This is a genomic window from Allomuricauda sp. M10, assembly GCF_020782875.1.
Lineage (GTDB): Bacteria > Bacteroidota > Bacteroidia > Flavobacteriales > Flavobacteriaceae > Flagellimonas.
Window position 1 is genome coordinate 136335 of sequence record NZ_JAJGBN010000004.1, and the last position, 24019, is coordinate 160353.

At 41.0% G+C, this 24019-nt stretch carries 21 protein-coding genes; 13 read left to right on the forward strand and 8 right to left on the reverse strand.

Features of this window, described 5'->3' with window-relative positions; all coding sequences use genetic code 11:
* The first annotated feature begins 16 nt into the window (after nucleotides 1–16).
* The 8 genes from LKX84_RS11835 (at nucleotide 17) to LKX84_RS11870 (ending at nucleotide 8066) form a co-directional block, all read left to right on the forward strand.
* A complete protein-coding gene (locus LKX84_RS11835; protein WP_228237375.1) occupies nucleotides 17–1507 on the forward strand; it encodes a S10 family peptidase in 1491 nt (496 codons plus the stop codon).
* Nucleotides 1508–1645: 138 nt separating this feature from the next.
* Nucleotides 1646–2341, forward strand: coding sequence for an SGNH/GDSL hydrolase family protein (locus LKX84_RS11840; protein WP_228237376.1), 696 nt, complete (start codon nucleotides 1646–1648; stop codon nucleotides 2339–2341).
* An 8-nt stretch (nucleotides 2342–2349) separates the two neighbouring features.
* Entirely contained in the window at nucleotides 2350–2745 is a 396-nt protein-coding gene (locus tag LKX84_RS11845) for a hypothetical protein (RefSeq protein WP_228237377.1), read from the forward strand.
* A 20-nt stretch (nucleotides 2746–2765) separates the two neighbouring features.
* Nucleotides 2766–3773 (forward strand): glycosyltransferase, encoded by a 1008-nt coding sequence (locus LKX84_RS11850; protein WP_228237592.1) that lies wholly within the window; start codon nucleotides 2766–2768, stop codon nucleotides 3771–3773.
* 128 nt (nucleotides 3774–3901) lie between these two features.
* Nucleotides 3902–5824, forward strand: coding sequence for a BatA domain-containing protein (locus tag LKX84_RS11855; protein WP_228237378.1), 1923 nt, complete (start codon nucleotides 3902–3904; stop codon nucleotides 5822–5824).
* The gene (locus LKX84_RS11860; RefSeq protein ID WP_228237379.1) at nucleotides 5821–7077 is read left to right on the forward strand and encodes a dihydroorotase; all 1257 of its coding nucleotides are present in this window, start codon (nucleotides 5821–5823) and stop codon (nucleotides 7075–7077) included. Before LKX84_RS11855 ends, LKX84_RS11860 begins: the two co-directional genes overlap by 4 nt.
* Nucleotides 7074–7397, forward strand: coding sequence for a hypothetical protein (locus LKX84_RS11865; RefSeq protein ID WP_228237380.1), 324 nt, complete (start codon nucleotides 7074–7076; stop codon nucleotides 7395–7397). The genes LKX84_RS11860 and LKX84_RS11865 overlap by 4 nt, the downstream gene beginning before the upstream one ends.
* Before the next feature lie 9 nt (nucleotides 7398–7406).
* The gene (locus LKX84_RS11870) at nucleotides 7407–8066 is read left to right on the forward strand and encodes an alpha/beta hydrolase (protein WP_228237381.1); all 660 of its coding nucleotides are present in this window, start codon (nucleotides 7407–7409) and stop codon (nucleotides 8064–8066) included.
* A 117-nt stretch (nucleotides 8067–8183) separates the two neighbouring features.
* Here the strand turns inward: LKX84_RS11870 and LKX84_RS11875 are convergent, their stop codons facing one another.
* Nucleotides 8184–8678 (reverse strand): hydrolase, encoded by a 495-nt coding sequence (locus tag LKX84_RS11875; RefSeq protein ID WP_228237382.1) that lies wholly within the window; start codon nucleotides 8676–8678, stop codon nucleotides 8184–8186.
* Between the two features lie 4 nt (nucleotides 8679–8682).
* Entirely contained in the window at nucleotides 8683–9447 is a 765-nt protein-coding gene (locus LKX84_RS11880; protein ID WP_228237593.1) for an MBL fold metallo-hydrolase, read from the reverse strand.
* An 89-nt stretch (nucleotides 9448–9536) separates the two neighbouring features.
* Here LKX84_RS11880 and LKX84_RS11885 point away from each other — a divergent pair, with 89 nt between their 5' ends.
* Nucleotides 9537–10988 carry a TonB-dependent receptor gene (locus LKX84_RS11885; protein ID WP_228237594.1) on the forward strand — a complete coding sequence of 484 codons (1452 nt, stop codon included), beginning with the start codon at nucleotides 9537–9539 and terminating at the stop codon, nucleotides 10986–10988.
* Nucleotides 10989–11093: 105 nt separating this feature from the next.
* On the opposite strand, the gene bcp is transcribed toward LKX84_RS11885, so the two are convergent.
* The gene (gene bcp / locus LKX84_RS11890) at nucleotides 11094–11549 is read right to left on the reverse strand and encodes a thioredoxin-dependent thiol peroxidase (RefSeq protein ID WP_228237383.1); all 456 of its coding nucleotides are present in this window, start codon (nucleotides 11547–11549) and stop codon (nucleotides 11094–11096) included.
* Between the two features lie 53 nt (nucleotides 11550–11602).
* On the opposite strand from bcp, the gene LKX84_RS11895 reads away from it, so the two are divergent.
* Nucleotides 11603–12265 carry an endonuclease III domain-containing protein gene (locus LKX84_RS11895; protein ID WP_228237384.1) on the forward strand — a complete coding sequence of 221 codons (663 nt, stop codon included), beginning with the start codon at nucleotides 11603–11605 and terminating at the stop codon, nucleotides 12263–12265.
* 249 nt (nucleotides 12266–12514) lie between these two features.
* Here the strand turns inward: LKX84_RS11895 and LKX84_RS11900 are convergent, their stop codons facing one another.
* Nucleotides 12515–13096 carry an RNA polymerase sigma factor gene (locus LKX84_RS11900; protein WP_228237385.1) on the reverse strand — a complete coding sequence of 194 codons (582 nt, stop codon included), beginning with the start codon at nucleotides 13094–13096 and terminating at the stop codon, nucleotides 12515–12517.
* 248 nt (nucleotides 13097–13344) lie between these two features.
* Between LKX84_RS11900 and uvrA the strand changes: the two genes are divergently transcribed.
* Nucleotides 13345–16122: an excinuclease ABC subunit UvrA gene (uvrA, locus tag LKX84_RS11905; protein WP_228237386.1), complete on the forward strand. Its 2778-nt coding sequence runs from the start codon at nucleotides 13345–13347 to the stop codon at nucleotides 16120–16122.
* A 115-nt stretch (nucleotides 16123–16237) separates the two neighbouring features.
* Nucleotides 16238–17404, forward strand: coding sequence for a hypothetical protein (locus LKX84_RS11910; RefSeq protein WP_228237387.1), 1167 nt, complete (start codon nucleotides 16238–16240; stop codon nucleotides 17402–17404).
* A 51-nt stretch (nucleotides 17405–17455) separates the two neighbouring features.
* On the opposite strand, the gene LKX84_RS11915 is transcribed toward LKX84_RS11910, so the two are convergent.
* From LKX84_RS11915 to LKX84_RS11930, 4 genes are read right to left on the reverse strand one after another with little or no spacing between them, the layout of a single operon-like run.
* Entirely contained in the window at nucleotides 17456–18916 is a 1461-nt protein-coding gene (locus tag LKX84_RS11915) for a lipopolysaccharide biosynthesis protein (protein WP_228237388.1), read from the reverse strand.
* The gene (locus LKX84_RS11920; RefSeq protein WP_228237389.1) at nucleotides 18916–20184 is read right to left on the reverse strand and encodes a glycosyltransferase family 4 protein; all 1269 of its coding nucleotides are present in this window, start codon (nucleotides 20182–20184) and stop codon (nucleotides 18916–18918) included. The genes LKX84_RS11915 and LKX84_RS11920 overlap by 1 nt, the downstream gene beginning before the upstream one ends.
* On the reverse strand, nucleotides 20184–22616 hold the full coding sequence (locus LKX84_RS11925) for a YfhO family protein (protein WP_228237390.1): 2433 nt from the start codon (nucleotides 22614–22616) through the stop codon (nucleotides 20184–20186). Before LKX84_RS11925 ends, LKX84_RS11920 begins: the two co-directional genes overlap by 1 nt.
* A 24-nt stretch (nucleotides 22617–22640) precedes the next feature.
* Nucleotides 22641–22901 (reverse strand): DUF4834 family protein, encoded by a 261-nt coding sequence (locus LKX84_RS11930; protein WP_228237391.1) that lies wholly within the window; start codon nucleotides 22899–22901, stop codon nucleotides 22641–22643.
* A gap of 86 nt (nucleotides 22902–22987) precedes the next feature.
* Here LKX84_RS11930 and LKX84_RS11935 point away from each other — a divergent pair, with 86 nt between their 5' ends.
* Nucleotides 22988–23971, forward strand: coding sequence for a transporter (locus LKX84_RS11935; RefSeq protein ID WP_228237392.1), 984 nt, complete (start codon nucleotides 22988–22990; stop codon nucleotides 23969–23971).
* Nucleotides 23972–24019 lie beyond the last annotated feature (48 nt).

The window sequence follows — 24019 nt, forward strand, 5'->3', positions numbered from 1 at the left end:
ATTCAACCAAAAAATTATGAGATCTCTTTACCTTTTCAGCATTGCGTTATGCTCTGCTATTACCTTGACTTTTGCCCAAGAAAGGAAATTACCGATCGATACTACGGTAACTACCCAACATTCGGTAACCATTAACGGCGCCCGTATTGATTACACCGCTGTTACAGGAACCCAACCGGTGTGGGACGAATTGGGCAAACCGATTGCCTCCCTTCATTATACCTATTACACCAAAAATGGAGTTAAGGATAGGGCGGACCGTCCTTTGTTGATTTCCTTCAACGGGGGTCCAGGTTCCGGTTCCGTTTGGATGCACTTGGCTTATACTGGTCCTCGTGTACTTAAAATTGATGATGAGGGCTATCCTATTCAACCTTATGGTGTAAAAGAAAATCCGTATTCGGTTTTGGACGTGACCGATATCGTATACGTAAACCCTGCCAATACCGGTTATTCTCGCACTATTCCTGAATCTGGAAAGGAAGTGGATCACAAAAAATTCTTCGGTATCAATGCCGATACCAAATATTTGGCCGAATGGTTGAATACTTTCGTGACAAGAAACAACCGTTGGAGGTCTCCTAAATACATTGTTGGGGAAAGCTATGGAGGTACCCGCGTAATGGGACTTTCCTTGGCACTACAAAATCAACAGTGGATGTACTTGAACGGTGTGATCATGGTGTCCCCTGCAGATTATAAGGTGTTCCGTGACAATGATCCTGTTTCAAGTGCATTGAACCTCCCCTATTTTGCTGCTGCTGCTTGGCACCATAAAGCATTACCAGCCGCTTTACAAAATCAAGATCTTTTGGAGGTGCTACCTGAAGTAGAGGATTTTACGATCAACAAGTTATTGCCTGCCATAGCAAAAGGTGGATTTATTCAAGATTCGGAACGTAAGGCCATCGCCGAAAAAGTGGCCTATTATTCAGGTTTGGATGCCCAGGATATCATAGATCAAAATTTGGTGGTGCCCACACAATTCTTCTGGAAGGCGTTGATGAGGGAAAAAGGCGGTTATACCATTGGTCGTTTAGATAGTCGTTATTTGGGAATTGATAAGACCTTGACCGGCACCAGGCCCGATTATTCTCCAGAGTTGACGTCCTGGTTGCATAGCTTCACCCCGGCCATCAACTATTACTTGCAAGAAGAGCTGAACTTTAAGACCGACATCAAATACAACATGTTCGGTCCAGTACACCCATGGGATGACAGTGATGATAATGTTCGTGAAGATCTTCGTCAAGCCATGGCACAGAACCCTTATTTGAATGTATTGGTACAGTCAGGTTATTATGATGGTGCCTGTACCTACTTTGCCGCGAAATATACCATGTCTCAAGTGGACCCAAGTGGGCGCATGAAAGATCGCTTTGAGTTTAAAGGATACCGTTCCGGTCACATGATGTATTTACGTCATGAAGATTTGAAATCAGCAAATGAGGACATCCGAAATTTCATTCTAAAAACCCAAGCCAACGGTAAGAGTGCAAAATATTAATGCTAATTGAAACCATACAAAAAGGCAGGTCCATAAAGACCTGCCTTTTTTTTGAATCGGATTAGAACTTGATTCTTCCCTATAACTGAAAACTTTTTATGTAAATTAGAACCTTGTACAGTAACTAAAACAAACATTTTGAAAACACAAACCACCATTTGGGCTATGGCATTTTTATTAGGATTGTTGAACCCGTTCAAAACTACCGCACAAGATTGGCCAAACCTTGAAAAGTATAAAAAAGCAAATTCCGAATTAGCCGCTCCTACATCTGATGAAAACCGAGTGGTTTTTATGGGAAATTCCATTACTGAGGGCTGGATAGGAGCCCATCCTGAATTTTTTAAAGACCATCCCTTTGTTGATCGTGGTATCGGTGGGCAGACCACGCCACAAATGTTGTTGCGTTTTAGGCAGGATGTTATCAACCTAAAACCAAAAGTTGTAGTGATTTTGGCCGGAACCAATGATATTGCAGGAAATACCGGGCCCATGACCCTTGAAGAAATCAGGGATAACATCTTGGGAATGGTAGAGTTGGCCAAGGCAAATGGCATACATCCTATTGTCTGTTCCGTACTGCCTGCCTATGATTATCCGTGGAGACCAGGATTGCAGCCTAACATCAAGATACCAAAATTGAATGGCATGCTAAAAGTAATGGCAAAAGAGCAAAACGTAAATTACCTGGATTATTTTGCGGCCATGGCCGACAAACGTAACGGTTTGCCCAAAGCTTTGACCACAGATGAAGTGCATTTGACAAAAGCCGGATATTCCGTTATAGAAAAACTGGTTTTGAAAGCTATTGATGAAGTACTCGCCACCAAATAAAAATTGAAATGACGGATTTTGAGTTTGTTCATTTATTTGAAACGGGACACTTACCCCCTTCCCTGTTCACGCATGAGGAGCATATTCGTTTGGCCTATATTTATTTGAAGAATTTTGGAGAGGAATCGGCCATCGATAAATGCTGTGGAGGTATCCGTGAATTTGACCGATTACATGGGGATGGCACCAAGTTCCATAAGACCTTGACTGTGGCTTCGGTGAAAGCGGTGCATCACTTCATGAAAAAATCAAAATCCACCACTTTTGATGATTTTATTGTGGAGTTCCCAAAACTCAAAACATCTTTTAAACTATTGTTGGACCAGCATTATGCCTTTGACTTGCTAAAAAGTGTCAAAGCCAAATCAGAATATGTAGCACCGGACCTCATACCCTTTGATTGAAGAATTGGTTACTTTGCAATATGCAACAGGGCAAAGTAAGCATCGTCATCCCGTTTAAGAACACTGCTCATTATTTACCGGAATGTTTGGATTCCATTCTGGGCCAAACCTATTCCAATTGGGAAGTTTTGGCGGTTGATGATCATTCCAACGACCACAGTTTTGAGGTCTTGAGTCAATATGCGGACAAAGAACCACGCATAAAAGTCTTTAAAAATGAAGGGGAAGGGATTATCCCCGCCTTGCAGACAGCCTATGCCAAAAGTAGTGGAGCCTTTATCACCCGGATGGATTCTGACGATATCATGAAACCGCAACGATTGCAACGAATGGTTGATAACTTGATAGCAACCGGCCAAGGACACATCGCCGTGGGGCAGGTGAAATACTTCTCTAACCGTGGGATCAGCAATGGTTATTCACGCTATGAAAAATGGTTGAACGGGTTGACATCCAAGGGAACCAATTTTGATGAAATCTACAAAGAGTGCGTAATTCCATCGCCTTGCTGGATGGTACACCGGGAAGATTTTGAACGTTGTGATGGATTTGAACCGATGCGTTACCCCGAAGATTATGATCTCGCCTTTCGTTTTTATGAAGGAGGATTAAAAATTCTTCCGTGCAATGAAATATTGCATCTTTGGCGGGATTACGATACACGGACCTCACGCACCCATGAGCATTATGCCCAAAACTATTTTTTGGATATCAAACTCCGTTACTTTTTAAAATTGAATCGTGATAAAAATCGTCCCCTGGTTGTTTGGGGAGCTGGTTTTAAAGGAAAAGCCATTGCCAAGGGACTACAAAGTCAAGGGATTAATTTTATTTGGCTTTGTGATAATCCCAAAAAGATTGGTAAAAAAATCTATCAGAAAGAATTGGTTCACTTTGATGCTTTGAAAACGCTGAGCAACCCCCAGAGCATCATTACCGTTGCCAATGGCAAGGAACAAAAGAAAATAAAGATCCATTTGAAATCACTCGGTCAAGAATCCATGAGGGATTATTTTTTCTTTTGCTGACAACCCCTTTACATCCTATACCTTTAACCCATTAACTCTTCACCCACATTAATTTATCACCCTCTTAACAGCATTATTTAAAATGATCAAATATTTTAATGCCTATATTTGTTCAATCTAAGTCGGGAATGCAGTTTAAACATCCAGAAATTCTTTTGGCCCTTTTTCTTCTGATCATCCCCCTATTCATTCATCTTTTCCAGTTACGTAGATTTCAAAAAACGCCTTTTACCAATGTGGCCATGCTACAAAAAGTAGTATCGGAGTCGCGTAAAAGCAATTCCTTAAAGAAATGGCTGCTGCTTTTTACTAGGTTGTTATTGCTGGCCGCGTTGATCTTAGCATTTGCCCAACCGTTTGTGTCCTCAGGAACGGCCTTGCAACAAAAGGAAACCGTGATCTATTTGGATGATTCCTTCAGCATGCAGGCCAAGGACAATGGACTGGCTCTATTTGAAAAAGCCATTCAAGACCTTATTAAAAATGTGGATGAGGAGTCGGTTTTCAGTCTTTTTACCAATACCCAAACGTTTACCAATATTCAGATAAAGGATATCCAAAACAACCTGTTGTCCTTGCCCTATACCTTCAAACAGTTGAACCTTGATGAAATAGAACTGAAGGCGAATACCCTGTTTTCCAAATCGAACAATTCCACAAAAAACTTGATGGTTATATCTGATTTTCAAGATAGAATGGCAACCGGAACCCAACCATTGGATAGTGCGCTGCATCCCTATTTTGTTACCTTAAGACCTAGGGAAATGCGCAACGTTTCCTTGGATTCCGTTTTTCTTGCAGACCGATTTTCGGACCAAGCCAAGCTTACGGTGCTTTTATCTGGAGGTGAGCCAGAGGAAGCCTTGCCGCTATCGTTGTACAATGATGAAAATCTGATTGCCAAAACGGCTGCAAAATTTGGTTCCAATACAAAGGCTAGAGTTGAATTTTCTATACCAGGAAATGAAAAAATCAATGGGAGGTTGACCCTTATTGACAATGGATTGGCATACGATAACACCTTTTATTTCAACATCAATGAAACTGAAAAGATCAAGGTGTTGGCTATCAGTGAATCCAATAGTGATTACTTGAGTAGACTTTTCACGGAGGACGAATTTGACCTTCAAAATTTCAAGCTCAATCAATTGGATTACAGCAAACTTGATGATCAAAATGTGGTCATCTTGGATAATTTAAAGGCCATCCCAAATAGCCTTCAAAATGTACTCCGCACCTTTAAAAACAATGGTGGAACCTTAATCCTGATACCGGCCGCAGATAGTGATCTTGCTTCTTACAACCCCTTTTTATCAGGTCCGTCCAACATCCGTTTTATTGAAAAAGTATCATCAAATACCAAATTGACCACCATTGCTTTTGACCATCCGCTTTACAGGAATGTCTTTGAAAAACAGGTGACCAATTTCCAATATCCTTCGGTAAAGGAATATTTTAAGGTCCAGTCCAACTTGCCCAGTATATTAACTTTGGAAGGTGGTGATGCATTTTTATCGGGGACGGATGGACTTTACATTTTTTCGACGCCCTTGGAACTGGAAAATTCCAATTTTAAGAATTCCCCGTTGATCGTGCCCACCTTTTACAATATGGCAATTTCCAGCCTGAAGGCCCCTGAACTCTATCATACCTTGGGAGTTCCAAGCAATATAGATGTCACCACCAGTTTGGGAAATGATGATATTTTATCGGTTGCGAAAGAAGGATATGAATTTATTCCGCTTCAACAGACCTTTCCCAACCGGGTACGTCTTTCTTTTGACCAAAATCCAACTGAAGACGGCATTTATACCATTTCAGAAAATGGGAATGCCCTGCAACATATCAGTTTTAATTATCCAAGAGTTGAAAGCCAACTCAGCTATCTGGATTTGGAAAGTTTTTCCCAAGCCAATATACAAGACTCCGTGGTGTCCGTGTTCGAACAATTGGAACAGGACAACAACATAACGGCTTATTGGAAATGGTTTGTTATTTTAGCGTTGCTGCTGGCACTCATCGAGGTTATCATTCAAAAATTCGTTACATGAACATTCTGCTGAAGTCTGCAAAAATTGTATGCCCAGATAACAAGGAACTTCACTTGAAAAAGCGGGACATCCTGATTAAAAACGGGGTCATTGAAAAGATTGGAACCTCTGTGGAGGGGCCTTCCAATACCAAGGTTGTAGATCAAAAGAACCTGCATGTATCTATAGGTTGGTTCGACTCAGGAGTAAGTTTTGGTGAACCTGGTTACGAAGAGCGGGAGACGATTTCAAACGGACTGATGGTCGCAGGAAAAAGTGGTTTTACGGATATTCTTTTGTACCCCAATACGCATCCTGTGCCCGATACCAGTTCGGATGTGGTGTTTTTGAAGGAAAGGGGACTGAATAAGGCAACAGTGATCCATCCCATGGGTACTTTGACTAAAAACGCCGATGGAACCGACCTGGCGGAACTTTTCGATATGAAAAACGCAGGGGCCGTGGCCTTTTACGATTTCAAGAAGCAAGTGGCCAATCCCAACCTTTTAAAAATAGCCCTACTATACGCTCAAAATTTTGGGGGACTGATTTTTTCCTTCCCTCAAGATGGTAATATTAAAGGGACCGGTGTGGCCCACGAAGGAAAAATTTCGACCATTTTGGGAATGAAAGGAATTCCGGCTTTGGCTGAAGAACTGCAAGTGGCCCGAGATCTTTTTATCCTGGAATATACAGGAGGAAAATTGCACATCCCTACCATTTCCTCGGCAGGATCGGTAAAACTGATTGCCAATGCCAAAAAGAAGGGATTGGATGTAACTTGTAGTGTAGCCGTTCATAACCTATTTATTTCGGATGAATCCCTACAAGGATTTGATACGCACTACAAAGTATCGCCTCCCCTTCGCGAAAAATCGGATTGTAAGGCTTTGATCAAAGGAGTGAGCGATGGTACCATCGATTTTGTGACTTCTGATCATATTCCTGTGGATATTGAGCATAAACGAGTGGAATTCGATAATGCGATGAGTGGTTCCATTGGATTAGAATCTGCATTTGGTTGCCTGAATAACATTTTTGATCTGGATGAAACCATAACCATGTTGATCAAGGGACGTTCTCGTTTTGGACTGGAAGAACCTGTTTTAAAAGAAGGAGCCAAGGCCTGCCTCACCCTTTTTGTTCCTGATGAAGAGTATACCTTTGGATTGGAACATGTGCTTTCCACTTCCAAAAACAGTATGTTTTTGGGGGCTTCCCTAAAGGGAAAAGCCATCGGAGTCATTAATAACGACCAAATCACCTTAAAATGAGCGAAACCAATCCAGGGAAAACTACAGCAATAGTGGCGTATATTACTATTATAGGTTGTTTGATTGCCATCACCATGAATGTGGAGCCCAAGAATGCCTTTGCACGATTTCATACCCGACAGGCATTTGGTATCCACGTGCTGTTTCATGCCTTGGCCATTTTGTTGACCTATTCAGGAATGGTGTATTTGGCATTGCCCATTTATATTTTCTATTTCGTCATTTGGATTTTTGGATTCTTGCAAGTAATGAACGATAAAATGAAGCCATTACCCGTAATAGGTGAATATTTTCAAAAATGGTTTACCTTCATTCCTTAAAAGTATAGCATGTCCCCCATCCCACTTTCTTTGGACTATCTCCTACGTCCCTCTTCATCAACATCTGAGAAGAAACCCGCTATTTTTTTATTCCATGGCTATGGCAGCAATGAGGAAGATTTATTTTCCTTTGCTCCTGAATTGCCAGAGGAATTGATGGTACTTTCCGTAAAGGCACCTTTTGACCTTGAGCCCTTTGGCCATGCTTGGTATGCCATTAATTTTGATGCGGAATACGGAAAATGGAGCGATGATGAACAAGCCAAGGAGTCCCGTGAAAAGATTGTGACTTTCATTGATGAGGCTATTAAGGCGTACAATCTTGATGCAAAAAACATTACGCTTTTAGGCTTTAGCCAAGGCACCATTTTAAGTTATGCCGTAGCGCTATCCTATCCTGAAAAGGTTAAAAATGTAGTGGCCCTAAGCGGGTACATCAATGAAAGAATATTGACGCCAGATTATTCTGAAAAGAATCATGGCAACCTACATATTTATGCCTCACACGGACAGGTTGATCAGGTCATTCCTTTGGAATGGGCGCAGCGGGCTCCAGAATTACTGAAGAAATTGGGAATTGACTGCACTTTCGAAGAATTTCCGATCGGTCACGGGGTTTCCCAACAAAATTTTTATTCCTTCAAAAAGTGGTTGGAGAACCACATTTGATTGTCAGTGACATCCGAGTTTCTTTCTTTGTCATTCTGAACGCAGTGAAGAATCCCTTACTTACTGATAATTCGAATAGTTTAGATTCTTCGTTGCACTCAGAATGACCGGTGAGGATTAATTACTCCTAGCGTAAAGTAAATGGTCCAACATGGTAAAGTCCACGCTTAGATCATCCTTGAGTTCATATTTGATGAGCAGTTCACCCCAATATTTTCCATCGGAAAAGTCGGCCAAAATCCATTTATGATTCAACACCTTGATCTTGTTGATCTTAAAATCACTTTCCATTCCTTCATACGGAATCAAGGGGTTGTCGCCTTTCCTTTCATTGGTTTCCAGTAACTTATCCTCAATGTAGCGAGAAGGATTGTCCAAATTCAAATGATCGTAGTATGCTAAGGCATCATCGTTATTCTCAAGGGTAAAATATTGCATATCCAAAACCTTCAAGTTTAAGGTTTTAATGGAATCCTCCATTTTTTCTACTTCATCCTGTAATCTGGTAACGTCAGAATTAAGTGTTTTTTGCATGTTGTTGGCGGTCACAAATTGGAACAGCACCAAAAGGGCCGTAAATACGAATAGGTAAAGAAAAATTCTGCTTTTCATGGAATTAAATTTTCAATTGTAGGTTATCGTATGCTAAATGAATGTTCGGGGGTAGCTGTTTTTCCACTTCTTCATGGAATCCCAACATATGACTGATATGCGTAAAATATGTTTTATCCGCCCCCACCTGTTCCGCAAATTCAAGGGCTTCTTCCAAATTAAAATGGGAATGATGTGGTTCTTCACGCAAGGCATTTACCACCAACACTTTAGCTCCTTTTATTTTTTCGATTTCTTCTTCCTCAACTTTCTTGATATCAGTGAGATACACAAATTCCCCAAAGCGATACCCAAACACCTGTAACCGGTTGTGGTAAGCTTCAATCGGGATTACATTAAGGCCTCCCAACGAAATTGGTTTATCCTTTTTTACCTCGAAAACTTGTACCGCCGGAGCACCGGGATATCGATTTTCATCAGCAAATATATAATCGAAACGTTTTTTTAGGGAATTGATTACTCTTTGGTGTGCATAAATGGGAATATCGCCTTGCCGAAAGAAAAAGGGACGTATGTCATCGATGCCAGCGGTATGATCGGCATGCTCATGGGTGAAGAGGATACCGTCCAGTTTTTCAATAGGATGTAACAACATTTGCTGTCTAAAATCCGGGCCGCAGTCCACAACAAAATTGTTATCGTCCCATGAGACCAAAACAGAGACCCGAAGCCTTTTATCCTTGGGATCCTTGCTAAGACATACCGGATGATTGCTTCCAATTACAGGTATTCCCTGCGAGGTTCCCGTTCCCAAAAAAGTAATGGTCATCCTGTCATCCATTAAATCCAAAATTATAACTTATTTATTTAATAGATTGAATGAAGAGTGTAACTTTGTTCTTCAATAAAAATCCGGATATGCCTTCTGTACCTAGCAAAGAAAATGCCTTTGAAAATATCCCGTCCATAAAGGCCAAAACCTTAAGAATCAACCTGAACCCTGATATTTATGGAACCTTTGCCGAAATTGGTGCAGGACAGGAAACGGCCAGACATTTTTTTAGGGCCGGTGGTGCATCAGGAACCATTGCAAAGGCCATGAGCGCCTATGATAAATCCTTTAGTGATGCCATTTATGGTATTGAAGAGGATGGCAGGTATGTGACCCAGTCCCGATTGAAGAAAATGTTGGACCACGAAATGCGCTTGGTGGAAGAGCGAATCGGGAGGGAAACCAATCCGAACTATTTGTTCTTTACCTATGCCAATACGGTGGCTACGATCGATTTTTCAAAACGATACAAGGGTCATGGTTGGGTCGGAATCCGTTTTCAGTTGGATCCAGACCAAAAGGAATATGACGAAATTGTACTCCATATTCGATTTAAACAGAATGAAGCCCGTTTACAACAGGAAACCCTTGGAATTTTGGGTGTAAACTTGATTTATGGGGCATTCTTCAAATTTGATAGGCCCAAAAAACTGCTGAAATATCTATACGACCATATTGACAAGGACACTTTGGAAATTGATATGGTGAACTTTACCGGACCCAATTTTGCCGATGTGGACAATAGGTTGATGAGTCTTCAGTTGATCAAGAACGACATGACAGATGCCGTAATGTTCGGTCCTGATGGAAACAACTTGTTGCCTGCAGCTGTCTTGTATAAAAAGAGCATTTTGGCGCTTCGCGGTAGTTTTAGACCCGTAACCAAGGTGAATATGGATATGTTCAAAAAATCGTATGACATATTCATTCGGGAACAAACGGTGGAATATGAAAATACGATTGTGGTGTTCGAAATTACCCTTTCCAACTTAAAAGCGGCAGGGGAAATCGATGAACAGGATTTTATGGACCGTGCGGAGCTTTTATGTGCCCTGGGACATACCGTATTGATTTCCAAATTCCAGGAATACTACAAATTGGTGGAATATTTCAACAACTACACCAAAGCCAAGATTGGACTTACCATGGGTGTGAACAACTTGGTGGATGTATTCGATGAAAAATACTATCGCCATTTAAGTGGTGGTATTTTGGAGGCTTTCGGAAAATTGTTCTTCAAGGATCTGAAGGTATACCTCTACCCCATGAAGGATCCGGATACCGGACAAATCCTAACCAGCAACAATGTTAAGGTGCATCCGAGGATGAAAGAGCTTTATAAATTCTTCAAGTACAATGGAAAAGTGATGGACATCATCGATTATGATCCAGAAGTACTCCACATATTCTCCCGTGACGTATTGAAAAAGATCATCAATAATGAAGAAGGCTGGGAAGCTGAATTACCGGAAGGTATTGCGGAGATCATCAAACAAAAGCATCTTTTTACCCGAAAGGTTCTGGAAGAAAAGGAATAGTAGATTTTACTATTTTCCAGATTGTTGAAAACCGTCAGTTCGAGCGCAGTCGAAATGCAATTCATGGAATACGTTCTCAACTGCGTTCTATGTGACAAACCTTGATTAATCTTCCAATAGCTGGGCGGCGTGGTCCTTGGTCTTTACCTTATCGATTACTTTTTCCACGATACCGTCACCATTGATCACAAAGGTAGTTCGGTGAATGCCATCATACTCCCGACCCATAAATTTTTTAGGTCCCCATACGCCAAAAGTGTTGATGACCGTATGGTCTTCATCGGCCAATAATGGGAATGGGAATTTGTATTTATTCTTGAAATTGGTCTGTTTCTTTTGAGAATCAGCACTAACTCCGAGCAATTCAAACCCTTTGTCTTTCAATTCTTTATAATTGTCCCGAAGGTTACATGCCTCTGCCGTACAGCCAGGGGTATCTGCCTTTGGATAAAAGAAAACCACTAGGGATTTTCCCGTATAATCCTTCAGATTAATTATATTTCCATCTTGGTCGTTTGCTGAAAAATCAGGTACTTTATCCCCTACTTTTAACATGTTCATAGCTTCTGGATTGAAATTATTGTTTAATGTTATTAGTGTAAAATTAAACAAAAATGACCAAACAAGAAAAAGTTGACTTCACCATTTCTACTTTGGAGATGATTTATCCAACCATTCCTATTCCGCTGGACCATAAAGACCCCTATACCCTATTGATCGCTGTGTTGATGTCGGCCCAAAGCACCGATGTTCGGGTGAACCAGATTACTCCTCTTTTATTTGAACGTGCCGATAACCCATATGATATGGTAAAGCTTACGGTTGAGGAAATTAGGGAAATCATCAAACCGGTGGGGTTATCTCCTATGAAATCAAAAGGGATTCATGGACTGTCTCAAATTTTGATTGAAAAATACAATGGTGAAGTCCCCGAGGAAATTGAATTGTTGGAAGAATTACCGGGAGTTGGTCACAAAACGGCAAGTGTTGTAGTATCACAAGCATTTGGAATTCCTGCTTTTCCAGTGGACACCCACATTCACCGACTTATGTATCGTTGGGGTTTCAGTAATGGAAAAAATGTAGTGCAGACAGAACGGGATGCCAAACGATTATTCCCAATGGAACTATGGAACAAACTCCATTTGCAGATCATTTGGTATGGAAGGGAATTTTCCCCAGCACGAGGTTGGAACCTGGAAAAGGACATCATCACAAAAACCATTGGCAGAAAAACCGTATTGGACGAATATTATAAAAACAAAAAGAGCCGCTAATTGCGGCTCTTTTCGTCAGTTTGAACATTGATTAATTTAACGTTACTTCAAACTGGTGTTTTTTGTAGTCAACTACATGAATCGATTTTGAATAGCTAAGCAAGAAATCAATAGTCTTCTGGCTAGCCTTTACCGTTTTTACGGATTTTTGTTCTTCAGAGTAAATGTTTTCCATATTCTAGCATAAATGTTTCAATATAGATAACGCAGCTAGATTGGAAATATTGCAGTCTTCGACGTACTGTATTATTAATTCGTTAAAACGATGTTCTTACGATCAACGATTTTTCTGAGGTTAATAAGGGCATAACGCATTCTTCCCAAGGCGGTATTGATGCTAACCCCAGTGTTTTCGGAGATTTCCTTGAAACTCATATCCTTGTAGATACGCATGATCAAGACTTCTCTTTGGTCTTCGGGCAGTTCATCTATCAAAAGCGTAAGATCGCTTTCAATCTGATCTTTGATGATCTGTTTTTCAATATTCAACTTTTCATCCTTGATTACGGAGAAAATATTGAAGTCATCACTTCCCTCAAACTTGGGCATCCTTTTGTTTTTTCTAAAGTGGTCAATGATCAGGTTGTGTGCGATTCGCATGACCCAAGGCAAAAATTTGCCTTCTTCGCTATAGTTACCTCTTTTTAAAGTTTTGATCACTTTAATAAAGGTATCCTGGAAGATGTCCTCTGCAACATCCCTATCCATTACTTTGGAATAAATAAAACTGGAAATCCTTTGGTTGTGGCGGTTGATGAGAGTCTCAAGAGCTTTCTCGTCTCCTGCTATGTAGTTTTTTACTAAAATCGAGTCATTAATCTGTAGTTCCATACAAATTACTTTTTTGGTTAAAACATGGTCCTTCCTTTCCAAGAAAGACTTCAGGTATTTAGTTTTTAATCTTAAAAAGTAATTATTTCTGTATAGGCCTATCAGTATTTTAATTACACTTCAAATATAGATAAATAGGTAGGCGACCTAAAAAACTATGTTGTGAGATGCTAAATTTTAGATGTTAACTGGTGCAATATACGTATTAAGAGTGGGGAGTCGTATCTTTGAGACCCTAATTTTAACAAATGACGGCCATTACCAACGTTGATCCCAAGCACAATATCATCATTAAAGGTGCCAAGTTGCACAATCTCAAAAATATAGATGTGGTGATACCCAGGAACAAACTGGTGGTTATCACTGGATTATCGGGCTCCGGTAAATCAAGTTTGGCCTTTGATACGCTTTATGCCGAAGGGCAAAGGCGTTATGTGGAAAGCCTTTCTTCCTACGCCAGACAGTTTTTGGGGAAGCTGGACAAACCGAAAGTGGATTATATAAAAGGTATAGCCCCGGCCATCGCCATAGAACAAAAGGTGAACTCTACCAACCCCAGATCTACGGTTGGCACCACTACCGAGATATACGATTACCTTAAATTATTATATGCCCGCATCGGGAAGACCATCTCTCCCATTTCGGGGAAAGAGGTGAAAAAACATTCCGTAAGTGATGTGATGGACTATGTTAAAGGTATAAAGGACGAAACCAAGCTCCTTTTATTGGCTCCGATCACTATTAAAGAAGAACGAGACCCCATCAAATCGCTTGAGTTGTTTTCCAAACAAGGATATGCCCGTATTAAATATAATGGTAATGTTATCCGAATAGACCAGGCACCAAAAGATATAGGACGGGAGTTCGACCTTGTGGTGGATCGTATTATTGTTAAGGATGATGAGGATTTTCTGAACCGATTGGCCAATGCGGTGGACAATGCCTTCTTCGAAGGAAAAGGGGAATGTGCCATTGAGAACCTGGAAAATGGGGAGACCCGCACATTTAGCAATCAGTTTGAATTGGATGGCATCAAATTCCTGGAGCCTAATGTTCACCTGTTCAGTTTCAACAACCCTTATGGTGCCTGTCCCAAATGCGAAGGGTACGGTGATGTGATTGGAATCGATGAAGATTTGGTCATTCCCGATACTTCATTATCCATATATGAAAATGCTGTTTTTCCATGGCGAGGTGAAAGCATGGGTTGGTACCGAGACCAATTGGTCAACTCCGCTTACAAATTCGATTTTCCTATTCATAAACCTTGGTTTGAACTTTCCGAAGAACAAAAACAATTGGTTTGGGAAGGCAACCCGTATTTTATAGGTATCCATAAGTTCTTTGAACAATTGGAAGAAAAGAGTTATAAAATTCAAAATCGGGTGATGTTGTCCCGGTATCGAGGTAAAACCAAGTGTACCGTCTGCAAAGGCAAGAGACTACGTGTTGAGGCCAATTATGTTAAGGTCGGTGGTAAATCCTTATCGGAATTAATAGAACTGCCCATCCGAAAACTGTTTCCTTTCTTTGAAGATTTGCAACTGTCCGAACATGATACGGCCATAGCAAACAGGCTCTTGAAGGAAATCACCACACGGTTGGACTTTTTGGATAAAGTGGGACTCAGCTATCTCACCCTTAACAGAAAATCCAACACGCTTTCCGGTGGGGAAAGTCAGCGTATCAACTTGGCTACAAGTTTGGGCAGTAGTTTGGTGGGCTCCATGTATATTTTGGATGAACCCAGTATTGGTCTGCATCCCAAGGACACCGAAAATCTGATTGAAGTACTAAAATCCCTTCGCAACCTGGGCAATACCGTTATTGTGGTGGAACATGACGAGGACATTATGAAAGCTGCTGATGAAATCATCGATATTGGCCCTGAAGCGGGTACCTTGGGTGGTCGTGTAATGGCTACCGGCACTATGGAAGCCATCTTAAAGTCTGATTCCCTTACTGCATCCTATCTCAATGGCACCATGGAAATTTCAGTTCCGAAGGAACGAAGAAATTCCAAACACTACATACAAATAAAAGGTGCACGGGAGAACAATCTTAAGAATATTGATGTCACTTTTCCGCTGAACATGTTGACCGTAATCACTGGTGTATCAGGAAGCGGCAAGAGCACCTTGGTCAAAAAAATACTGTACCCCTCCATTTTAAAGGAAGTTGGCGGGTATGGCGAAAAAGCAGGCCAGTTCACCAGTATGGAGGGCAAATATGTCCACATCAAGCATGTGGAATTTGTGGACCAGAACCCCATTGGACGTTCATCCCGTTCCAATCCGGTTACCTATATAAAAGCCTATGACGACATTAGAAGTTTGTTCGCTAACCAAAAATTGAGCAAACTGCGTGGGTATCAGGCCAAGCATTTCTCCTTTAATGTGGATGGTGGCCGATGCGAAAAATGCAAAGGTGAAGGCGAAATTACTGTGGAAATGCAGTTTATGGCCGATGTGCATTTGGAATGTGATGTATGTAACGGCAAACGATTCAAAAAAGATATACTTGAAGTTCAGTTTGAAGGCAAAAACATCGATGACATCCTGAACCTGACCATTGATGATGCCATAATACATTTTCAATCCAACAAACAGGACAAGATAGTAGCCAAGTTACAGCCCTTGCAAGATGTGGGGTTGGGTTATGTTACCTTGGGGCAGTCCTCCTCTACCCTTTCTGGTGGTGAGGCCCAGCGTATTAAGCTGGCTTCTTTCTTGGTTAAAGGCCATACCAAAGAAAAGGCCTTGTTCATCTTTGATGAACCTACCACGGGGTTGCATTTTCACGATATTAAAAAACTGCTCAAATCGTTCGACGAGCTGATTGACAAAGGACACTCCATCATTGTGATCGAGCATAACATTGAACTCATCAAATGTGCGGATTATATCATCGACCTGGGTCCTGAAGGAGGAGAGTTGGGCGGACAATTGATGGCCGAAGGAACTCCAGAGGAAGTGATCCAAAACAAGAAATCCTTCACTGCAAAATATCTTAAAGATAAGATATAAAGTTTTATTTATTTGATATTCAGTTATTTATAAATCATTGTAAATTTTTGGCACGCTGATTGTTATTACAAGGGTGGATGCAAATAGTTGTATCTAGAACGTAAAACCTTGTAGTATGAAAAAGTTAGTACTCTTAATAGCAGCAGTTGCTCTTGGGTTACCGAACATCCAGGCCGCAACATTAGAAAATACAGTTAGCACCAGTACCATCCGTGGATATGGAAACTCCTTCATCTTTGTTGAAGATGGGGTTACTTTTTCAGTGTATCCTGATGGTGAGTTCGACTTCTATATGGACAGTCGGGTGAATGTAGGCATCGGTGCCCAAATCGGAAACGTTGGGATTACTTTCAACTCCGGTTACGACTATAACCCCTATGTACAGTATGATGATTACGGTGCCGTGATCCAAGTGGAGAACATCCCTGTATTCTATGATTATTATGGTAGAGTTTCACAAATTGGTAGCGTAGACATTTGGTACAATAACGGTAGGGTACGTAGAATCGGTGGTCTACATGTGTATTACAATGGTGGCGTATTTAGCCACTATACCGGATACATCAACGTTTACAACAGATATTATGTGTACAGACCTTTCCATGGGTATTTTGCTAGACCTGCCATCGGATTCTGTAACGTATATACCTCTCCTTACAGAAGGTACTATAGCCCAGTGCGATATACTTACTATGCACCTTACAGGTACAACACCCGTAGAGCTTATGCTTCAGTAGGTAAGGTATACCGTAACGACAACCACTATAGAAGGGACAATATCTATAGAAATGATAAAAGGGTGACAGTACGTGATAACAGCATCCGTAGAAGTGGGGATAACGGTAGAAGCAACAAGTATGTAGATCAAAATTCCTATAGAAAAGGCGATGCCGTGACCCGTTCCAACAATACTGTGAAAAGACAGGCAACAACTTCTAGAACTGTAAAGAACAGCGATTACAGAAGAGCTGATAATGGGTCTAGGAGCAGCAGGGAGATTTCTCAGAAAAGTGTGTCACGCACGCCCAACAGCAAGAGTGTGACCGAGAGAACGGTTCGTACCACTCCAGATAGTAGGACGGTGACCCGTACCACTAAAAGTACCTACCAAAAACCTGAAGCCAGGGGAAATTCAAGTAGGACCACAGTGAGCAGGGGTAACGATACCCAGAGAACGGTTGCCAGAAGTTCTAACGGAAATGGAAACCGCAGTTCTAATGCTGTAACAAAGAAAGGTAGCTCTAGAGCTTCTACTACCAGAAGTTCCAGACACAACGAATAAAAGAGAGTTTTTAGGTTGGTTAGTTGTTTACCCCGTGGTTGGATTTATCCGCTACGGGGTATTTTTTTTCAACCATTTGGATAGCATACCGGTAACATCCTCTGAAATATTAAACCGATAAAGAATGCCAACGTACATGAGGGTAATCAAGGTAGATTTCAATAGAATATTGATGATAGGATGAAAAGGAAATTGCACCAAGTTGAACAACACGGTCAACAAAATCAATGTCGCCAGCACCTTAAAAGTAGCTTGTGTAAAAGGCAAAATGCCAAATTTCATTTTTACAAAAACCAATTTGACAATATTGAAAATCAAAATAGAAACAAAACTGGCCAATGCTGCACCTTCCAATCCCAATTTGGGAATAAGTATATAATTGAGCACAATGGTAAGGATGGCCAACCCTACCCCGAATACCAAAACCGTTCTATAATATTGGGAATTGAAAAGAATGGAATTGTTGTTCCCTAAAATTGAATCCATCACTTTGGCCAAGCCAATCAAGAAAACAATCGTAAAACCGCTCCTATAATTTTCAGGGATCATTAAGTATAGGTCATTCAGGTTCAAAATGATCAAAACGAACAAAATCCCAGAAGCAATAAAAAGCGTCAATGAACTTCTTTGGTACAATTTCTTTAATCCATCAGAATCGCCCAAATTCAATAACTCGGCAGTCAACGGATAGGTAATCTGGTGCATGGCCCTTGAGGGCACAATGATCACTGTTGCAATGTAAACGGCTACCCCATAATAGGCCACATTCTCAATATTGACAAACTGGTTGAGCATAACCTTGTCAATTTCAAGTAAAATCAAAGCAGCAGATCCTCCTAAAATGATCAAAAAAGAATAGGAAAGGATTTCTCTGGTACCCGCTGGAAAATTAAAGTTAAGCCTTGGGTACCGTAAATAAAATGCGTAGATCTTAATGATTATGGTTCTCAACAAATACAGACCGACCAAGGATTTGAAAAACAAATCAAGGGATATCACTTCGAAATAATACAGCAGCAACAATATGGAAACCCCTACCCTTGCAAACACCTCCTTCATGAAATTGCCAAAAACCGACTTCATAAGTACCTTGCACCAAGCGTTGAACACTTCAAAATAAGCCATGGCCAATCCAACAAAATACACATACCATAAATAGTGTTTTACAATTGGATTGACTTGTGAAACATAATCACCCAGTGGATCATACCAAAACAATCCAACCAGTGCCACGGGAACAATACCCAGTAGCGGGACCAAAAGCATAAGGGTAAGGAACCCATCTTTTTGATCATCCGAATAAAAGCTGTAATATTTGACCAAGGTATTGTGTATGCCGAAGGCCATCAAAGGCATGAGAATGGCGCCGGAAGCCAAAATAAAGGTAACGAGTCCATAATATTCGGCAGGCAATATTTTAGTGTATAGAAAGAGAGTGTTCACGGCTCCAAAAATGAAACCCAAATACGTAACCACTACATTTTGTACCGATTGCTTTAGAACAACTCCCATTAGATAAATTTTGCCAAGGATTCTGTAAGTGCCTTTCTGTGGAATTGTTCAACGTTCTTCGACTGACACTCTAATTTTCCTTTTTGGTATTGGTTGAACCAATCCAAAAGTACATTTTTTAACATGGCCACCTCCGAATGGTGTAGAAACTTCCCTGCATTGGACTCCTCAACCATGTTACCTGCCTCCCATTCATTCGGACCAATGGCCAAAATAGGTCGTTTTGCATTCAAGTATTCGAATAATTTACCGGGAATGATGCCCTTAGTTTCTTCGGAATCAATTTCCAACAATAGCAAAACCTGGGATGATTGCATGGTTCCAATCACTTGATCATGGGGTAAATATCCCAATTGCTGCACAAAAATATCCAAACCGAAGGATGCTAAACTTTCTTGGACTTCATCACTGATGACCCCGGCCAATTTGATTTTCAATACTTTTTGAAAGCTCTCGTTTTCGGAAACAAGCTCTTGAATGGCTTGCCATAGTCCCAATGGATTCCTACCAGTCAACAACGAACCCAAATGTGAAATGGTGAAATCTTGATCCAATTCCCTTGGGGCAAGATGCTCATCAAACCCGTTGGTGATCACCTTTATGGGTTTTGGTGTGATGGCTTCAAACTCCCTCCGGGTGGTCTGACTGGTTACGATTATTTTATCGGCTGAAACCAATACTTTCTTTTCAAGGGATTCGTGTTTTTGGGCCACCCATGGTGTCAACCGTAATTTCTTATGATATCCGATGGATGTCCAAGGATCACGAAAATCAGCAATCCATTGTACATCATACTTCTTTTTCAAACCCAATCCGATCAAATGTAAACTGTGTGGAGGACCGGTGGTAATGATGGTCTTTATGCCTTCATCGGCGATTACTTTTGCCAAAAAATGAATCGAAGGTTTCACCCAGCTTTTACGGGCATCCGGAATAAAAAAGTTTCCACGGATCCAAAGTAAAATGGTTTCAACCAAAGAAGGATTTTTATCCTGTATGATCCCTGAACTAATGGTCTTGGTTTTCCTTTTGGACAACAATCCCGCCCAGCCATAAGGTTCCTTGATCGGTTGCTTCAGGATTTTAATGTTAGAAGGTATCTCCTTTTCCAAATTAAGGTCAGTGATCGGATAACTTGGGTTTTCTGGCACATAAACCACAGGCTCGTAACCGAAATCGGGCAAGTATTTTACAAATTTTAGCCACCGCTGTACCCCTGGTCCCCCGGCAGGAGGCCAATAGTATGCTATGACCAAGATCTTTTGCATTACGAATCCTCGGATTTTCTTCCAATTATCGAATATCCTGCTCCGCCTAATATGATCAAGCCGAGTAGAATGTTTGCGGCAAGAGCTATTTTACCACCTTTTTCAATTATTTGGGGTTCAAATTTAAATTCGATTTCATGGTTTCCAGCAGGGACTTTTATCCCACGAAGGGCATAATCCACTTTAAAATGGGGTTCAGGTTTCCCATCAATATAGGCATCCCATCCTGATGGGTAGTACATCTCTGAAAATACCACGAATCCTTCGTTTGGATTGGAGGATTTATATTTGAGATAATCCGGACGGTATGACACTAAACCTATACTTGCCAACGAATCCACCTCAAAACGAAGTTTGGTTTGCGTGGGATATGTTTTGGTATTGATAACAGCCTGGTTTTTGGAATTGAAATCTTTTAATTTGGTAATTTCTTCATTTGCAGAGGATACCGGTAACAACTGCTCCACAAACCAAGCGTTTCCATTGGCATCAGGATTAATGGCAGGGAAACTTTTTCCATCTTCATCCTTTTGGATGATGTACTTTACATTGAGCATGTTCAATACCTGTAAGTTGTTCTGGTACAGATGATACTCGAACAAATACTGCAAAGCACGGGGTTTAGCGGCATGGTAGCCTCCTATCGACATATGAAAATAGGACGTTCTGGAACCGTTTACACCTTCCTCAGGATCAAAGACCCTAAAAATGGAATCATCCTGTTGGATCAATTGATTGATCTGACTTGCCTGAAATGGCTCGTTCACTTCTCTTTGACGAACAAAATCATCTTCGTTCACATAACGGAGGTCAATCCCTACCAAATCGAACAGAATTAAGGCCGCCATGGCCAAAACCAATGTGTTCTTTCCAATTTTATCTTTGATGAAAAACCAAAGGGCAGCTGCCGCCAAGGTCACATAGACCAACGAACGAATGGTGTCGTTTATGTATACTGCCTCGCGATCGCGTTTGATCATGGTCATCACATCATCCCCAAAATAGCCGCGGTACATATCATCCCGTAATCCTTCAAAACTGAAAAATCCTTTGATAAGGAAGATGAAAACACCCAATCCCAACGTGATAAAAAAGCTCCATTTTAAAGCGTTGAGTTTTTCTTTTTTGTCAACTGAAGCCTTAAAAAGTTCCCACAAGCCCAATATTCCCAATACAGGAAGACAAAGCTCCAACACCACTTGAATGGAGGATACCGCCCTGAATTTGTTGTACAATGGGAAGTAATCGATCATGAAGTCCGTAAGCACGGAAAAGTTTCTACCCCAAGAGAGCACCAAGGACATAATGGCCCCGATTAACAACCACCATTTTTTCTTTCCTTTCACCAAAATGATACCCAAAACAAACAAAAAGAAAACAATGGCACCAATGTATGCCGGCCCAGCCACTATGGGCTGATCTCCCCAATACAAAGGCAATCCGCTTGAAAATTCCAGTGCCTTACTTGGGGGCAACCCCTGATTGGTCAAGTATTCATATGCTTTGGAATCCTTGCCTAAATCCTCACCACCCGATCCACCAAATAATCTAGGGGAGAACAAATCCAAAGACTCGGCGATACCATAGCTGTATTGGGTGATGTATTCCCTGTCCAATCCAGAAGTAATTTCTTTTGGACTCCCATCGGGATTTATAGTAAGCTCCGATTTACCACGAGTACTCCAATCGGCGTATTCCTTGGTTGCCATCAAACTAGTAGCATTGGTGGCAATGGAAAGGACCACGGCCAAAATCAAAATGCCAACGGAAATGAAAAAATGCTTCAGTTCCTTTTCCTTAATGGCGTAAACCAAATACACCAAGCCCATGACCACGACCAAAAGCATAAAATAATAGGTCATTTGGTAGTGGTTGGCGCTGATTTCCAACGCCATGGCCAACGCCGTCAAAATAAAACCGAGAATGTATTTTTTTCTGAACACGAGAACAATTCCTCCCAAAACCATGGGAATGTATCCCAAAGCATGTGCCTTGGCATTATGTCCAACTCCTAAAATAATGATCAAATAGGTAGAAAAGCCGAAGGCGAGAGCTCCCAATGCCGCCAGCCTAAAATCTACTTTTAAGCAGAGCAATAAAATGTAAAAACTCAGTAAGTAAAGGAATAGGTAATCTGCAGGTCTTGGCAAAAATCGGATCACATGATCTAATTTCTTGATATAATCGTTGGGATAATTGGCCCCCAACTGATAGGTGGGCATTCCACCAAAAGCACTATTGGTCCAATACGACTCTTCCCCAGTGGCCGCTTTGTAATCGTCCCTTTCCTTGGACATGCCCTTGTACCAGGCAATATCCGACTGGAAAATGGCCTTGCCCTGCAATACTGGATAAAAATAGACCAGTGATACAAGAACAAGCATTCCGATTACACAAATATGGGTGATTAGGGCCTTTGGCGAGAGATTCATGGATAGGTTTTGAAAAGACAAATATTAGTCAATTTCTTCAAAATCTATGTATTCTCCAACTTTTTTTGACGGATTGGACCTTCTGGGAGGCTTCTGAAAAACGGAGGTCTCCCCTTCCCTTTCCTTAGTGTTGTCATACGCCTGATGGCCACCAAATTGTTGACCAAACCGCTCACTGGTCTTCTTCACTGCATAATTAAGCAGTTTGGGAGCCAACCACGTCCAAAGCATTTTAAGGGCGTAGTATACTAATATGACAATTAAAATCGTTTGTAGTAAAACCATATAACCTCAGTTATTGTATCAAAATTACACTGTTAGTAACGGAAAACGGTCAAACGTATCTTAAAATAGTATTAAAACCCAGTTATATGGATCTTTCCATCCTTAAAAAATCCCTTTTTGTATTGATTCTGTTCCCTGCATTGTTGAGTGCGCAATATACAGACGTCATCAATTCCAATAGACCCGGAAGGGCGGTAAGCGCCTATGCAGTGGGCAAAAATGTGGCCCAAGTAGAAGTCGGACTGTTATACGAACAGCAAGATAATGCCGACCTTAATTCGGATTCGAACATTTTCGGAACGGATTTCGCACTTCGGTATGGATTGTTGTTTGAGCAGTTGGAAATCAATTTGGAAGGATCTTTCATCAAACAAAACATTTCATACCCTGATTATAATATTGAAGGTAAACTGACCAATTTCTCCAGAAATCGCTTAGGCTTGAAATATTTGGTCTATGATCCGTATAAGAATCCCGAACGCAACAAGCCCAATTTGTATAGTTGGCGTGCCAATAATGTTTTTCAATGGAAAAATTTGATTCCGGCCGTTTCTGTTTATGCAGGAGCGAACTTTTTGTTTAACGACAATCCATTTTATCCAGGTGAACCTAGCCTTTCTTATCGGGGCGCCATTAATACCCAAAGTAGGTTGTCGCCAAGGTTTGTATTGATTTCGAATATTGCATACGATCGTATCGGGACCGATTTCCCGGAATGGCGTGCGGCATTGTCCCTTAGTCATGCTTTTAGAGATCCCCGTTGGAGTGTTTTCTTTGAAGGACAGGGAATTTCCAGTGACCGTTATTCCGATGTGATATTAAGAACCGGCGTGGCCCGTTTGATTAGTTCCAATTTTCAGGCGGACATTCACATGGGTTCCGGTTTTAACAATTCCCCTTCCAAAGTATTCGTGGTCTTGGGCTTTTCGTACCGTTTAGACTTCCACAAAGACCAGCTAATCCCCATCGACGACCAAAAAGCAGGTCAGAATGGTGCAATAAAGAAGAACGCCAATAAGAAAAACTCAAAAAAGAAGAAGGATAAAAACAAAGATGACATAGATTTCTAAGTTTTGCCCTTATCATTTTTCTACTGTAGGTAATATTCCTAATATTGA